This is a genomic window from Plantactinospora sp. CNZ321 (assembly GCF_004217235.1).
The window spans coordinates 5,929,714-5,943,959 of the sequence record NZ_SHKQ01000001.1; the positions used below are offsets into that span (position 1 = coordinate 5,929,714).

At 70.4% G+C, this 14,246-nt stretch carries 11 protein-coding genes; 3 read left to right on the forward strand and 8 right to left on the reverse strand.

The genetic code is table 11. The features are described from left to right. Positions 1–67: 67 nt before the first annotated feature. Positions 68–709 (reverse strand): response regulator, encoded by a 642-nt coding sequence (locus EV371_RS25550; protein WP_349340527.1) that lies wholly within the window; start codon positions 707–709, stop codon positions 68–70. 20 nt (positions 710–729) lie between these two features. Then, complete coding sequence (locus EV371_RS25555) at positions 730–2,967, reverse strand: ATP-binding protein (protein ID WP_165436833.1); 2,238 nt, start codon at positions 2,965–2,967, stop codon at positions 730–732. A 142-nt stretch (positions 2,968–3,109) separates the two neighbouring features. On the opposite strand from EV371_RS25555, the gene EV371_RS25560 reads away from it, so the two are divergent. Both EV371_RS25560 and EV371_RS25565 read left to right on the forward strand, forming a co-directional pair. Then, the gene (locus tag EV371_RS25560; protein WP_349340529.1) at positions 3,110–3,949 is read left to right on the forward strand and encodes a S1C family serine protease; all 840 of its coding nucleotides are present in this window, start codon (positions 3,110–3,112) and stop codon (positions 3,947–3,949) included. 302 nt (positions 3,950–4,251) lie between these two features. Further along, complete coding sequence (locus EV371_RS25565) at positions 4,252–4,704, forward strand: hypothetical protein (RefSeq protein ID WP_130464300.1); 453 nt, start codon at positions 4,252–4,254, stop codon at positions 4,702–4,704. A 108-nt stretch (positions 4,705–4,812) separates the two neighbouring features. Here EV371_RS25565 and EV371_RS25570 read toward each other — a convergent pair whose 3' ends face one another. Together EV371_RS25570 and EV371_RS25575 are read right to left on the reverse strand one after the other, a co-directional pair. Continuing rightward, positions 4,813–5,001, reverse strand: coding sequence for a DUF397 domain-containing protein (locus tag EV371_RS25570; protein ID WP_130464301.1), 189 nt, complete (start codon positions 4,999–5,001; stop codon positions 4,813–4,815). After that, a complete protein-coding gene (locus EV371_RS25575) occupies positions 4,992–5,804 on the reverse strand; it encodes a helix-turn-helix domain-containing protein (protein ID WP_486484787.1) in 813 nt (270 codons plus the stop codon). The genes EV371_RS25570 and EV371_RS25575 overlap by 10 nt, the downstream gene beginning before the upstream one ends. Positions 5,805–6,495: 691 nt before the next feature. Between EV371_RS25575 and EV371_RS34635 the strand changes: the two genes are divergently transcribed. Continuing rightward, positions 6,496–6,675 (forward strand): hypothetical protein, encoded by a 180-nt coding sequence (locus EV371_RS34635; RefSeq protein WP_349340533.1) that lies wholly within the window; start codon positions 6,496–6,498, stop codon positions 6,673–6,675. A 121-nt stretch (positions 6,676–6,796) separates the two neighbouring features. Here the strand turns inward: EV371_RS34635 and EV371_RS25585 are convergent, their stop codons facing one another. The 4 genes from EV371_RS25585 to EV371_RS25600 form a co-directional block, all read right to left on the reverse strand. Then, the gene (locus EV371_RS25585; RefSeq protein ID WP_130464303.1) at positions 6,797–7,342 is read right to left on the reverse strand and encodes a GNAT family N-acetyltransferase; all 546 of its coding nucleotides are present in this window, start codon (positions 7,340–7,342) and stop codon (positions 6,797–6,799) included. Positions 7,343–7,455: 113 nt separating this feature from the next. After that, positions 7,456–8,874, reverse strand: a complete 1,419-nt coding sequence (locus EV371_RS25590) for a poly(ethylene terephthalate) hydrolase family protein (protein WP_130464304.1) — start codon at positions 8,872–8,874, stop codon at positions 7,456–7,458. A gap of 134 nt (positions 8,875–9,008) precedes the next feature. Further along, a complete protein-coding gene (locus EV371_RS25595) occupies positions 9,009–11,438 on the reverse strand; it encodes a non-reducing end alpha-L-arabinofuranosidase family hydrolase (RefSeq protein WP_486484971.1) in 2,430 nt (809 codons plus the stop codon). A gap of 533 nt (positions 11,439–11,971) precedes the next feature. Further along, on the reverse strand, positions 11,972–14,185 hold the full coding sequence (locus EV371_RS25600; protein WP_130464306.1) for an MMPL family transporter: 2,214 nt from the start codon (positions 14,183–14,185) through the stop codon (positions 11,972–11,974). Positions 14,186–14,246 lie beyond the last annotated feature (61 nt).

Genomic DNA, 14,246 nt, shown 5'->3' on the forward strand with positions numbered 1-14,246 from the left:
CTCGGCCCTTCGCCCCCGAGGTGCCGCCCCCGGCCTCGTCGGACGACGGGGGCGATCACGTTCCGGGTCAGAGTTCATCGGTGGTGATCAGGCCATCCTGTAGGGCCCGGGCGACGAGGGCGGCCTTGGTCGGTGCCTCGCGGCCGAGGTTGGCGTACTTGATGCGTACCCGTTCGAGGCAGGAGTTGACCCGATGGACGGTGAGGTTGAGGCGGCGGGCGACCATCTCCTTCGACTCGGAGTGGAACCATTCGATCAGCACCTGCTGCTCGCGGGGGGAGAGCCGTGGGCGGTGGGGACGCTCGTCGGTGCCGAAGGCACCGGCGAGGGCGGGTGGGGTGTACGGGGTCCCGGCCGCGGCGGCCGTGATGGCGGCGACCAGGTGCTCCTCGCCCTCCGCCTTGGTGAGATAGGTGAAGGCGCCGATGTCCAGGGCGGCGAGGACGCTGTCCCGGTCGCTCCGCATGCTGTAGACGACCACCTGGCGACCCGCGTCGACGAGTCGCTTGAGGTCACCGTATGCGGGGCCGGCGATGTCCAGCTGGAGGTCCAGGACGACGACGTCGGCCCTGTCACCCGGGTCGAGCCAGGCGACGGAGACGGTCGGGCCGGCGGCGACGACGTCGATGGGCGGGTCGGCCAGGGCACACCAGGCGCGCACCCCGGCGATGACGACGGGGTGGTCGTCCACGACTACCGCAGTGATCATCGTTCCCCCTGTCAGCGCAGTCATCGCTCTTCTTGCCAGGCGGCCTGGATCCACAGGCGATCTCCGACGACCGTCATGGACTGCCGGACCCCGCCGCCGTCCGGCATCGGTGGTGGGGGCGGGCACGCGGCGACGACGCTGACGGTCACCGTCCCGCCGGTGCTGGCGACCGTGAGCCGGGCCCTGCCCCGGGCGGTGGCGAGGGCGGCTATGGCCGGCTCGATGAGCCGCTGGCGGACCAGCGGTGGCAGTTCGGGGCGGTCGCCGCACTCCGCGAAGGAGACCGCGACGCCGTTGCGCTCGGCCAGCTCGATGCAGGCCCGAAGCTCGTGCGACAACGAGTCGGCGGTGTCCTCGGCGGCGATCAGCCGGCGCATCCGGGCGGCCTCGGCCGCGCACATCCGGCGCACGGACTCGTCGCCCGGGTCCAGCTCGCCGGAGGCCAGGCCCGTGAGCAGGGGTACGGTGCCGGCCCCCAGCCCGGAGAGCCGGCTGGTCCGGTCCGCGTGCAGGTGCCGGGCGACCGCCTCCGAGGTGCGCACCCGTTCGGCGGCGCGCAGCGCCTGGGCGGACGAGGCCGCCATCCCCCGCAGCACGGCGGCGATCATCGCGATCGCGAGCTGGTAGGCGAGGACGGCCCAGGTCGCGCTGACCGCGCCGGCGACACTCAGGGCAGCCTGGCCGGCGAGGGCGGCCTGCCCGAACGTCATGAGGTAATGGGCGGCGAGCACGGCGACGAACGCCGGAATCCGGGCGTCCATCATGAGCAGTACGACCTGCCAGCCCGCGTCCCCCTCCGACCAGTGCGCGGCACCGAGCAGGTACTCCGGCCGCACCGACATCGTCGCCAGGGCGGAGAGCGCGAAGACCAACCCGAGCAGCGGCGGGCGCCACCGGCCGAGCGGGCGGTCGCGCCAGGTCGCGACGGCCACGGCCAGGGTCACCGCGACCAGGCCGGCCCAGGTGACGATCTGGGGCCAGAACACGGCGTACGCCTCGCGGCTGGACAGCAGCCGCGGCAGATCGAGAAACAGCAGGATCGCCAGGCTCATCACGACGACGGCCCAGCGCAGCCCGCGCTGGAACGAGGTGGCGATGATCTCCTGGTCGTTGCCGCTGACCTCGGGGACGGCACGGGGACAGCTGAGGGTGACGGTGGTGCCGTGCCCGGGACGGCTCTGGATGCGCGCCGCACCGCCGATCCGGATCATCCGCTCCGTCAGCGATCGGGTCACCCCGTACCGCTGGCTGTCGACGCGGGTCGGGTCGAAGCCGAGGCCCCTGTCGATGATCTGCACGGTGACCCGCTCGGCGTCGTGGTCGACCCGGATCTCGGCCCGGTCTGTGCCGGCGTGCCTGACGACGTTGGTCAACGCCTCGCGCACGCCGCGGGTGAGCGCGACGGCGTCCGCGGCCGGCAGCGGCAGGGAATCGGGAGTGCGCCAGGCGATCTGCGGCAGAGCGTTGTCGGCGACCTCGTGCAGCAGCGGGACCAGGTCGGCCTCGCCGTGGAGCACATCCTCGGAGCGCTGTAGTTCCCGCAGGTCGCGGCGGGCCTGCTCGACGAGCCACGGCTCGGTCCGGTCGACCACACCGCTGCCCACCATCAGCAGCGTGGCTGCCGCGGTGTCGTGCAGCGCCGCGAGGTACTCCCGCTCGTCGCGCCGCCGGGCCGCCGCGACCGCCGCGGCGTGGCGCAGCTCGGCGGCGCGTGCGATCGTCCGGTCCGCGGCGCGGGCACCACGCCGGACGAACCGGTAGAGCCCCCACGAGAGCGCTGCCTCCGCCGCCGTCCAGGGCCCGATCGACGGGTCGACGAGCCAGCCGCCCGGATCGGCCATCGTCGCGCCGACGTAGTAGGCGGTCACGATCGTGAGCGTGCCCCCGGCGAGCAGCCGCCAGTCGACCTGCCAGGGGTAGGTGACCACGACCAGGTTCACCGCGACGAAGAGCCAGGTCGAACCCCCGCGCGGGTCGGAGGTGACGGTCCAGGACTGCGTCAGGCAGGCGCCGCAGACCGCCGCGACGTCGGCGAGCGGCAGCCAGCGGCGGACCGACCGGGAGCCCCGCAGCATGGCGGCGGCGTAGCAGAGGCTCCAGCCGTTGAAGCCGACCACCACCGCCACGGCGACCATCCGGTCGGGCACCGGAGCGAGCGCCAGGTAGGCCGCACCGGACAGGCCGATCACGACGATGCGAAGACCGAGTGCGTAACCGAGCCCCTGACGGAGAAGTCTCTGTTCCACCGCGCCCGGCACAGGGTCACGGTAGCGCCGCGATGCCACGTTTCGGGTACCGATGGGGGTCGAACAACCACCACCACCCACCCAACCCGATCGATACGCTGAATGACGCAGGTGAAGCGCTGTGTAGTCAAATGGGGGTGCCATGGTGGGAGGGGTGCCGTACCCGGCCGCCCCGGTTCCGCCCCGGCGGTCGAGGCCGTTTCGGTGGGCGAGCGGGCTGCGCTGGGCCGCCGGGGTGGGAGCCACCGCCGTCCTGATCGCGCTCGGGGTGGTCGTCGTCGTTCAGGCGGGACAGATCGATCAGTTGCGCAGCGACGTGGCCAGGGCACAACGCGATGCGGAGGCCGCCGCGAACGGGACCGACCAGCGACTGGACAGTTTGGACGGCCGGCTCGCCGCGGCCGAGAAGCAGAACGATCAGGTCTTCGACCCGCAGGGGGTCGCGGCCGCCGTGTTGCCGAGCGTCTTCCAGGTGATCGCGGACGAGTTCACCGGCAGCGCGTTCGCCGTCGGAAAGGCCAGCGCGACCGGCCGTACCAACGTGTTGACCGCCTTTCACGTGATCGAGGCGGTCTGGTCGCGCAACGGCAAATCGGTGCGGCTCGAGCGCGGCGGCAAGCGGTACACCGCCCTGATAGCTGATGTCGACCAGTCGCGGGACATCGCCCTGCTGCGGGTCGACACCGTGTTCACCGGCCTGTCGGCTGCCGCCGAGGACCCCGATCCCGGCGAGAACGTCCTGGTGGTCGGCACGCCGCTCGGCCTCTCCCACACCGTCACGACCGGCGTGGTCAGCGCGGTTCGGGAGCGCACCGACGGACCCGGGTCGATGATCCAGTTCGATGCGCCCGTCAACCCCGGCAACTCCGGGGGACCGGTCGTCAACACCCGTCGGGAGGTCGTGGGAATCGCCGACGCAAAGGCCCGGGACGCGGAGGGCATCGGGCTCGCCGTACCGATCCAGACCGCCTGCGCCACCTTCCACGTCTGCTGAGCCAAAACCCGGAGGAACCAATGTCGTACCCGTCGTACGGGCCGGAGGACACCCAGTACCGCCCTCCAGCCGCGCCCCACCAGCCCCACCCGGCCACCGCCCACCCGGCCACCGCCTACCCCCAGGCACCTGCGGCCCCGGTGCCTCCGGCAGCCCCGGTCCCTCCGGCGCCATCGGTGTCGCCCGCGTCGGCGCCGCCCACATCCGGCCCGCCGACGTCCGCGCCACCCACGTCCGCACCGCCGACGCAGGCTTTTCCCGCCCAGCAGCCGTATGCCCCGGGTACGCCGTACGCCCCGGGCATGGCTGCCGCGGAGACCCAGCCGCAGTCCTACCCGCCGGGGCCGCGACCCGCGCTCGGCGGGCGTGCCACCCTGCTCCTGGCGATCCTGTCGGTCCTGCTCCTCGCCCTCGGCGGTGTCGGCTTCGGCCTGTACCTCAACGAGCGCGGCGAACTCCGGGAGACCCGATCCGACCTCAACAACCAGCTACAGGAGCAGCGCGACATCGTCACGCAGCGGGACCAGAAGATCGCCGAGACCGAGCAGAAGGTCAGCGACCTCACCACCGAACTGGACACCACCAAGGAGAACCTCTCCAACGTCACCAAGGAACGCGACGTCCTTCTGCCGTGCATGCGCCGGGCACAGGACATGTTCGACGCTGCCCGGGACCGGAACGAGAGCAGGCTGAGCTCGGCACTGCGCCAGGCCGACACCGCGTGCAGCAAGGCCCAGGCCGGAGTGGACTCCTGAGATCCGCGCGGTGGTAGAACCCGGCTGGTCCAGCGGACATACCTGTAACGGTGGGGATGCCGCCGAGTCATCGAGCTGACTCGGCGGCATCACGCCGTGCTCACCCGGTCAGCGGGCCCGGAGGGTACGCACGAAGGAGCGCCAGGCCGGTGGGGTGAAGGCCAACACCGGGCCGGCCGGGTCCTTGCTGTCCCGCACCCCGACCACGCCCGGCAGGTTCCCCGCCACCTCCACGCAGTTGCCGCCGTGGCCGTTGCTGCGGCTGCTCTTGCGCCAGAGCGCACCGTTCAGTTCCATGACTCCGCCACTTCCCTGATCATCTCGATCGACTGCTGATGGGACAGCGCCTCGGCCCGGACCGAGTCCCAGAGCTGCTGGACGGTCTTGACGTCCTCGACCCGCTCGACGAACCGGCCGTCGAGCTGGTCGTCGAGGTAGCCGACGTCGTCGCCGCCGGGGTGGGTCACGAGCACGAAAGGACCGTTCAGCCCAGCGTACGCGCCGACGCTGGTCGGGACGACCTGCACCCGGACCCGGGGCTGCTCGGCGCAGAGCCTGCCGATGTGCCGGAGTTGCTCGCGCATCACCTCGGCGCCGCCGACCGGCTGGTGCAGCACCCGTTCGTCCATCACGGCGGTGAACATCGGCGGATCGGGTCGGGTCAGGATCTCCTGCCGGGCCAGCCTCGTCGCCACCTGCTCCTCCACCTGCTCGGCGGTGAGCAGCCCGCCGCTGGCCAGCAGCGCCCGGGCGTACGCCTCGGTCTGCAACAGACCCGGAATCACCGACAATTCGAAGCACCGGATGTCGGTGGCCTCCTGTTCGGCGACCACCCAGTGCCGGAACCACGGCATCACCAGCCCCGGGCCGAGCACCGCCTGGATGCGTTCCAGCAGGCCACCGGTGTCGAGCACGCCGTCGCAGCGCTTGGCGAACTCCCGGGTCGGGCGGCGCTGACACAGCTCGATCTTCGCCACCAGCGCGGAGGAGAAGTTGATCCGGTGTGCCAGGCCGTCCTGGGAGAGTCCGGCCACGCCGCGAAAGCGGCGTAACTCTCCGGCGAACAGACCGAGTGTGGTGGGTGTGCCAGCTTCAGCCACGGACAGGCTCCTTACCTGCGGATTGTGCAGCCCGGACAACGGACCGGGTGCTCGGATCGACACTTCCGAGAGTAGTCACCTGATCACCAGACTGGAACCTGGGAGACGCGCCCGACGGCAGACCGGAACCCGACCCGGTAGGCCCCCCGCCCCGGGGATCGGCCCGGTGGGCGCCCCGCCCCCGGGGACCGGCCCGCAACTCGTCCTTGCCCGAGCCGGTCCCCGGGTTCCCAGCCCGAGGAGGAGGTCGCGGTCCGATGTGGTCACCGTTGCGGCGCCAACCCGAACCCGTCCGGTACGCCCCGGTGCACCGGCGAAACTGGCGCCGCCTCTGGTGGCGGCACTGTCGTTGCGGTGACCGGTGGCCGTGCCCGGACCGGTTCAACCCGCCGCCGCTGGTCCCGCCGTACCCGTCGGGGCCTCGGATCGGCGCGAACCTGTCGCCCCCGCCTCCCCGCGAGCGGCCGACGAACCGGGGGCCGCTCCGGAGGTTCGATCGGGTCCGGATCGACACCGACGTCGCCGAGCGCTACCGGCCCGGCGCCGACCCGGCGTTGGCTCGGCCAGCGCGGTTGCGAACGTGAACCCGGCGAACCGCCCACCGTCACCTCGGCCGCCGTCACCTCGACCGCACCTGCCGTTACGTCCGTTGTGGCTGTGCCGGACCTGCGGCCAGCCATGGCCGTGTGCGGTGGCGCGTCTGACGCTGCTGGTCGACTACCGCGAGGACCGGGTCGGGCTGCACGTGTACCTCGGTGCGGCGCTCTTTGCCGCCACCGCCGACCTGTACCGGCTCAATCCCCACCCCGGCCCCGACCCCGCAGCCCTGTTCGCCCGGTTCCTCGGCTGGTGCCGGCCACGCCGAAGCTGACCCCGGCCAGGCCCAACCCGGCCCGGCCGCTCCCCGCCGACTGGGCCGACCCGAACCGGTCCCGGACCGACCGGCTCCAGCCCCGGCGGACCGATCCCCGTCCCGGTCGGACCGGAACCGGTCACGGGCGGCTGAGCCGGAACGTCTCCAACTCCTCGCCGCCGTACCAGTCGGTGCGTCGGCCGATCGAGGTCATGCCGAGCCGCCGGGCGACCGCCATCGACGCCTCGTTGCCGGGGGCCACCACGGCGTAGATCTCCGGAACCCCGGCGGCGAAGCCCCGCTCGATCGCGCCCCGGGCCGCCTCGGTGGCGTAGCCGTGCCCCCACGAGTCGGGGTGCAGGTGCCAGCCGACCTCGATGTCGTCGGTCAGCTTCGCCTCGTCGCGTCCGGGGAGTGGCTTCAGCATCACCGTGCCGACGACCCGGCCGTCCTCCCGGCGCTGCACCGCCCAGATGCCGTACCCTGCCGGAAACTCGGCGTTGCGGGCGTGCCACTGGCGAACCCCTTCTTCGGCGCCGGCCGGCTCCCGTAGCGGCAAGGTGGACCGGTTGAAGAACCGGACCACCTCCGGCCGGGAGTACATGTCGAAGACCCGGGCCAGGTCGTCGGGCTCCAACGTCCAGTCGCGGACCACCAGCCGCTCGGTCTCGTAGATCGTCGTCACGCGGCCGGATAGTAGTCACCCGGTACCCGGTCGGCCAGCGAATTGGGCGGGCCCGGCGTGACGCCGAGCCCGCCCGTCCGGCCAGCCTGTCTCAGAGGTACTCCATCAACCCGTCACCCGACAGGCGTAAGGCTGAACCGCTGGTTGGTCTGTCCGTGACAGTCGTACAACTGGATCTGCGCCCCGTTGGCCGTACTCCACGCATCCAGACACCGCCCGGACTGCACCCCACTGATCGTCCCGTTGGAGTTGACATTCCACTGCTGGTTGGCCTGACCATGACAACCGTAGATCTGCACCGCCGCACCGTTACCGGAACCCGCCGCATCCAGACACATATCGCCGTACACCCGCAACTGCCTGTCCGAGGTGTACGTCCACGACTGGTTCGTCTGCCGGTTGCAGTCGTAGAGCTGCACCCGGGTACCGTTGCTCCGCGACGCGTTCGGCACATCCACACACCGACCCGACTGCGCACCACGAATCTCGGACGCCGAACCCGGCGGCACGGTCGGCGACACGGTCGGAGTCACCGGAGGCGTGGTCGGCGGATTCGTCGGGTTACCGGTGGCCGGCGGGGTGGTCGGCGCCGGGGGCAGCAGCGGGCAGGTGCTGCGATAGGTGACCACGCCGCTGGAGTCCAGCAGCGGGCAGAGGAACTGGCTGTAGCGGCTGTCGTTGTCGACGAACATCTTCAGGAACGGCAGCATGGTCCGAATCATCACGTTGTTGGGCCGGCCGACCATGAACCCGTGATCCGCACCGGCGACCTCCAGGTAGACGCTCTCCGTCGTGGCCGGAAGGCTGTTGTACTGGTTGAGGACCGAGGAGGGGCTCACCACGGTGTCCGCCTGCCCCGCGAACACCATCGTGGGCACCCGGTCGTTGGCCAGGTTCGACGAGGGCAGGAACGGCGCGATCCCGACCGTGGCCTTCAACGACGGACGCCGGATGGCCGCGTTCAGCGCACCGCCGCCGCCCATGGAGTGACCGGACACCGCCAGCCGGTTCGGGTCGACCCGGGTGCGTACCGGACTCTGCTGGGTGAGGTAGTCCAGTGCGGCGAGCAGTTGGGTGCCCCGGGCCTCGTCGAAGTCGTTCCGGCTGTTGGTCTCGATGCCGATCACGACGAACCCGTGGGACGCCAGCCACGGCCCCATCCAGGCCAGCTCGGCGGAGAACAGGGCAGTGTAGCCGGGCGAGATGGCGATCCCGCCGAAGGTTCCCTGACTGGTGTCGGTCGGGTAGTAGATCATGCCACCGGCAAAGCCGTACCCGCCGGGGACGCTGGTCTGGGCGGTGGCGAAGGGCCCGTTCACGGACGCGACGCTGGCCCGGGTGGGATCCGGCCCCCGCTGGTACGGGTTGTCGGCGGCCGACGCCGACCCGGTCGTCACCGCCATGGTGAACAGCCCGAGGGTGAGCGCGATTCCGGCCGCGGCGAGGCTGAGCAGCCAGCTCCGCAGGCCAGGGGACCGGCGATCAGCCCCGACACCCTCCGAGGGTGTGGGATCAATTGCGTGCTGTCGCACTGTCGGTTCCTCCTTGTGGTGGTGGTGGTCCTTCTCAGGTGGTGGTGGATTACCGGCGTGCATTGCGCAGTCCGGTTGCCGGGCGGGCTCGGTCCGCGCCGAGCCCGCCCGTCCCCGTCGTCATCCGGTCCTGATCAGCGCTGCAGTGTCAGCAGGCCCGGCCGGTACGGCAGCAGACCGTAGTCGCCACCCGAACTGGGCGATCGCCCCTGGTAGAGCAACTGCAGATTGCAGGCGTCGACCGTCATCGTCTGATCCGCGTTGGTCCGGATCAGCTCACCGTGACTGATGTCGTTGGTCCAGGTCGCCCCACTGTTGGCCTTACCAGCGAACGGATTGCTCTCACTCGTCGCCTGCGGCGTCCACGACCCACCCAGACTCGTCGCGGTGAACGACCGGAAGTACCGACCCTGCGAACCGATCGCCTCCACGAGCATCAGGTACCGGTTCTCACCCTGCAACTTGTACACCTGCACACCCTCGAACAGGTTGTTCGTCGAGTCAGTCATGATCGTCGTGTAGTTCGAACCGAAACTGCCCGGGAAGTTCCCGATCGGCATACTCGCCCGGTAGATCCGACCGTTGTCCCCGGCAAAGAAGAGATACATGTTCGAGCTGTCACCGATCAGCGCCTGATCGATCGGACCCGTGTTGGAGTTGGAGATACTCCCGGTGAACAGCGTCTGCTGCGCAGACCACCCGTTCGCGTTCGTCGGGTTACTCGACGTCCGGTAGGAGAAGGCGGTCCCACCCCACTGGTAGGCCAGCACCCAGATGTTACGCGGCGCGAAGTAGAACAACGACGGCGCAACCGTCGCCGACGACATCGCGTTCTGGCTGGCCGACCCCATCTGGGACCAGTCCGAGAAGAGACCGAAGTTCATCGAGCCCCACGTCGTACCGGTATCGTGCGTCGTCGCGTACACCAGATGCTGCCCGTTGTACGGCGCGTAGGTGAAGTCCTTCAACGACACCCAACCCGACCTCGGCTGCGCCAACGCACCCGTCGACGACCACCGGTACGACGACGGAAGGGGGCAGTGGGCGCCCTGTGTCGGCGTCGGCGTGGTGCTGGCCGTCGGTGTCGGCCCCGGCGGGGTGGTGGCGGGCGGCGCGCCGACCCGGACCAACTGCCACTGCTGGTTCGTCCCGCCGTGGTCGGTGTACTGCACGACGCGGGCACTGTCCGCGGTGGACGCGTTCTGCACCTCCACCGCCTTACCACTGGCCCGTCCGATCAGCCGGATGTAGCCGCCGGCGTCGACCGCCCGGAACTGCTGGTTCGTCCCACCGTGCTCGGCGTACTGCACGATCGCGGCGCCATCCGCGGTCGAGTAGTTGGAGACGTCCAGCACCTTGCCCGAGTGCCGTGCCCGCACCAGGTAGTAGCCGTCACCGGAGTCGACGAACTGCCACTGCTGGTTCTCCCCGCCGGAGCGGGCGTACTGCTGGATGCAGGCGTTGTCGGCCGTCGACACGCCACACACGTCCAACGCCTTGCCGCTGTTGCGGTTCAACACCTCGTACCACGCGCTCGGATCGATCGGTCCCGACGGTGCCGGTGTGGTGGGGGTCGGCCCAGGCGTGCTGGGAGTCGGCCCCGGTGTGGTCGGTACGGGGGTGGCGCTGTTCAACGCCTCCAGGGTGGAGTTGTACGCGGCCTTCTTGTTGCCGTTGCAGTCGAAGAGCAGCGGGGTGCCGCTGGAGCGCCACGAGTCGCAGTCCCGCACACCCCACACGGTGATGCCGTTGCAGCGGGGAACCGCGAGGCAGTCGTTGACCACGTTGCGGTAGGTGTTGGCCTGGGTGGTGCCGGAGCCCTCGATGTCCAGCTCGGTGATCTGCACGTCCACGCCGAGCGCGGCGAAGCTGGACAGCGTGGTGCGGTAGTTGCTGTTGTACGGCGAGTTGGCGTTGAAGTGCGACTGGAAGCCGACGCAGTCGATCGGCACGCCACGCTGCTTGAAGTCGCGCACCATGTTGTAGACGGCCTGGGTCTTGGCCCAGGTCCAGTTGTCGGTGTTGTAGTCGTTGTAGCAGAGCTTCGCGTTCGGGTCCGCCGCGTCGGCGGCCCGGAACGCGGCCTCGATCCAGTCGTTGCCGGTGCGTTGCAGGTTGGAGTTGCGGCGGGCGCCGCTGTTGCCGTCGTCGAACGCCTCGTTCACCACGTCCCAGGCCACTACCTTGCCCCGGTAGTAGCTGGCCACCCGGGTGACGTGGTTCAGCATCGCCTGTCGTAGTGCGGTGCCCTCCATGCTCCGCATCCAGTCCGGCTGCTGCGAGTGCCAGGCCAGGGTGTGACCGCGCACCTGCCAACCACGGCTGAGGGCGTGGTTCACGATCCGGTCGGCGTTGCCGAAGGTGAAGTTGTTCTGCTGCGGCTCGGTCGCGTCGATCTTCATTTCGTTCTCGGCGGTGACGCTGTTGAACTCGCGGTTCAGGATCGAGGTGTACGCGCTGTCGCCGAGCCTTCCACCGGCGACGGCGGCGCCGAAGTACCGGCCGGACTGGGCCGCGGCGGCCCCGAGGGTCGTCTCGGCGGCCTGGGCGAGATTGGGCAGCAACGCCACCACGAGGGCCGCAACTATCGCGGCGGTTCCGGAAAGGAGGAGTGTTCGTTGTCGGGCTCGGGTAAGGGGATGAGTCCGGAAAATCATGCTGTTTCCTCCAGCGATGGGGATAGGGGAATCGCTGTCGCTGTTCGGGTGGGAGGTCCCGCTCAGATGGCGGCGACGATGCTGAGTCCGCCCGGTCGGCACGTCAGGGGTCCGGCCGGAGGCGAGGCGACTCTGACTACCTGACCAGGTAGGAGGTTGCGATGAAATAGCCCCGATCGCCCGCCGGAAGTGGCAGCGGGCGCTGGGTTCTCCAGGTGGTGGACGTGCTCACCTGGCAGGTGACTGGGCCTGATGGTGGTCTCCCGTGAGGCGCCTCCAGCGACTGGAAAGATCATGTGAGCGTTCACACTTATCGATGGCTTTCAGGCTGGCAGAAACCTCGAGGTTTTTCAACCGGTACTTTCGGACGCCGACCGGTAGTTTCGACCGGGGTTTCGGCCGAGGGCTCCGGCCGGAGTTGCGATCGGGGCCCGGCGTTGTCAGGCGGTCGGGCCGGTCGTGGCCGTCCGGGTGGAGCCGAGTTCCTCGGTCGGGCCCGCCGGCGGAGCCGGCCACGACTCGCGGATGCCGTACCGGCGGTAGACCCGGGCCAGCGGACCCGGCGCCCACCAGTTCCACCGCCCCAGCAGCCGCATCGTGGCCGGCACCAGCAGCGCCCGCACCAGGGTCGCGTCGACCACGATCGCCACGATCATCCCGACCCCGATCAGCTTGACGAAGACCACGCCACCGGTGGCGAACCCGGCGACCACGACGATCAGCAGCAGCGCGGCGGCGGTGATGATCCGCCCGGTGTGCTGGAGACCGGCCGCCACCGAGGCGGTGTTGTCGCCGGTGGCGTCCCACTCCTCACGCACCCGGGAGAGCAGGAAGACCTCGTAGTCGGTGGCGAGCCCGAAGAGCACCGCCAGCATCAGGATCGGATTGCTCGGTTCGATGAATCCGGTCGGGGTGAAGTCGAGCCAGCCGGCGAAATGTCCATCCTGGAAGATCCAGACCACCACGCCGAACGACGCGCCGATCGAGACCAGGTTCATCAACACCGCCTTGATCGGCAGCAGCACCGACCCGAAGGCGAGGAAGAGCAGCACCAGGGTTGCAGACGCCATGATCAGGGCCATCAACGGCAGCCGCGAGGTGAGGCTCTCCAGCAGGTCCACGTCGAAGGCGGGCCGGCCACCGACGAGTACCTCCGCGCCGGCCGGTGCCGGGAGGTCCCGGACGAGCCGGACCACCCGCTCCGCCACCGGGCCGGTCGGCTCGCCGGGATAGGTCACCGACAGCAGGGTGTGCTCGCCCCTGTTAGCGGTCACCTGCACCCCGGTCACCCCGGGGACCCGGCGCACCTCGTCGGCGAACCGCTGCGCCTGCGCCGCCGACGCACCGGAGACGAGCACCTCGACCGGGCCGACGCTGCCGCCCGGGAAGTCGGACTCGATCCGCTCGGCCACCATCCGGGGCACCGCGTCGGCCGGCAGCACCCGCTCGTCGAAGCCGCCGGCCTCCATCCGTACGGAGGGGGCGGCGAGGACGACCAGCACCGCGAGCACGCCGAGCAGGTAGCGCACCGGTCGGCGCATCACGCTGCGGGCCAGCCGGGCCCAGGCACCGGAACCGCCGACACCCGCCGTGCCGACCCGGTCGGCACCGTCCGGCCGGCGCCGCCACGGCAGGCGTACGGCGAGCGCGTTGATCCGCGACCCGAGCACCGCGAGCAGGGCCGGCAGTACGGTCAACGAGGCGAGCATCGCGACCAGGACGGCGGCGATCCCGCCGAACCCCATGGAGCGGAGGAACGACTGCGGGAAGATCAGCAGGCTGGCCAGCGCGGTCGCGATGGTGAGCCCGGAGACCATCACCGTCCGGCCGGCGGTGCCCATGGTGCGCCGGATCGCCTCGGTGCTCGGACGGCCGGCGGCGAGTTCCTCCCGGAACCGGCTGACGATGAAGAGCGCGTAGTCGACGGCCATGCCGAGGCCGATCAACGTGATGATGTTGATGGCGAAGACGGAGACGTCGGTGACCATGCCGAGCAGCCGGACGGCGACGAAGCCGCCGAGGATGGCCAGCCCGCCGACCAGCAACGGCGTCGCGGCGGCGACCAGCCCACGGAAGATCAGGATGAGCAGCACCAGCAGGATCGGCAGGGAGAACATCTCCGCCCGGGTGATGTCCTCGGTGGTCTGCTCGTTCGCCTCGACCAGGAAGGCGACGGTACCGCCGACCTCGGTGCTGACCCCGGGTGCGCTCAGGGTCGGCCGCAGTTGCCGGTACACCTCCGACTGCCTGTCCGGGTCGGTCGCCCGCAACCGCACCGCCGCGTAGGTGGCGTGCCGGTCCGCGGCGAGCAGGGCCGGCGCCCGGGTCTCGTACCAACTCGTCACGCTGGCGACCTCGGGATGCTGGCGGAGCCGGTCGAGGGTACCGGTGACCGGGTCCCGGAACGCCGGCTGATCGACGGTGCGCTCCGGGCTGGAGTAGAGCACCAGCAGGTCCGCGCCCTGGTTGCCGAGTTCGGCGGTGATCCGCCGGTCGGTACGGACCGACTCGCTGCCAGGGTCCTCGAAGCCGCCGCCGGTCAGCGAACCGAACACCCCGGTCCCCCAGGTCGCCCCGACCGCGACCAGCACCAGGCCGGCGGCGAGCACCGCCCACCGGAGCCGGACCACCGTCCCACCCCACCACCCGAACATCGCCGCTCCCTGTCAGCCGCCGAGGTCTCGGCCGTAGCAGTGCCTCTCCGGTGAACATCGT

Bases quoted from the DNA above. Each gene is read 5' to 3' on its own strand.
- EV371_RS25600 (WP_130464306.1), bottom strand. From the start codon at position 14,185: ATGTTCGGGTGGTGGGGTGGGACGGTGGTCCGGCTCCGGTGGGCGGTG.
- EV371_RS25565 (WP_130464300.1), top strand. From the start codon at position 4,252: ATGGCTGCCGCGGAGACCCAGCCGCAGTCCTACCCGCCGGGGCCGCGA.
- EV371_RS25550 (WP_349340527.1), bottom strand. From the start codon at position 709: ATGATCACTGCGGTAGTCGTGGACGACCACCCCGTCGTCATCGCCGGG.
- EV371_RS25570 (WP_130464301.1), bottom strand. From the start codon at position 5,001: ATGGAACTGAACGGTGCGCTCTGGCGCAAGAGCAGCCGCAGCAACGGC.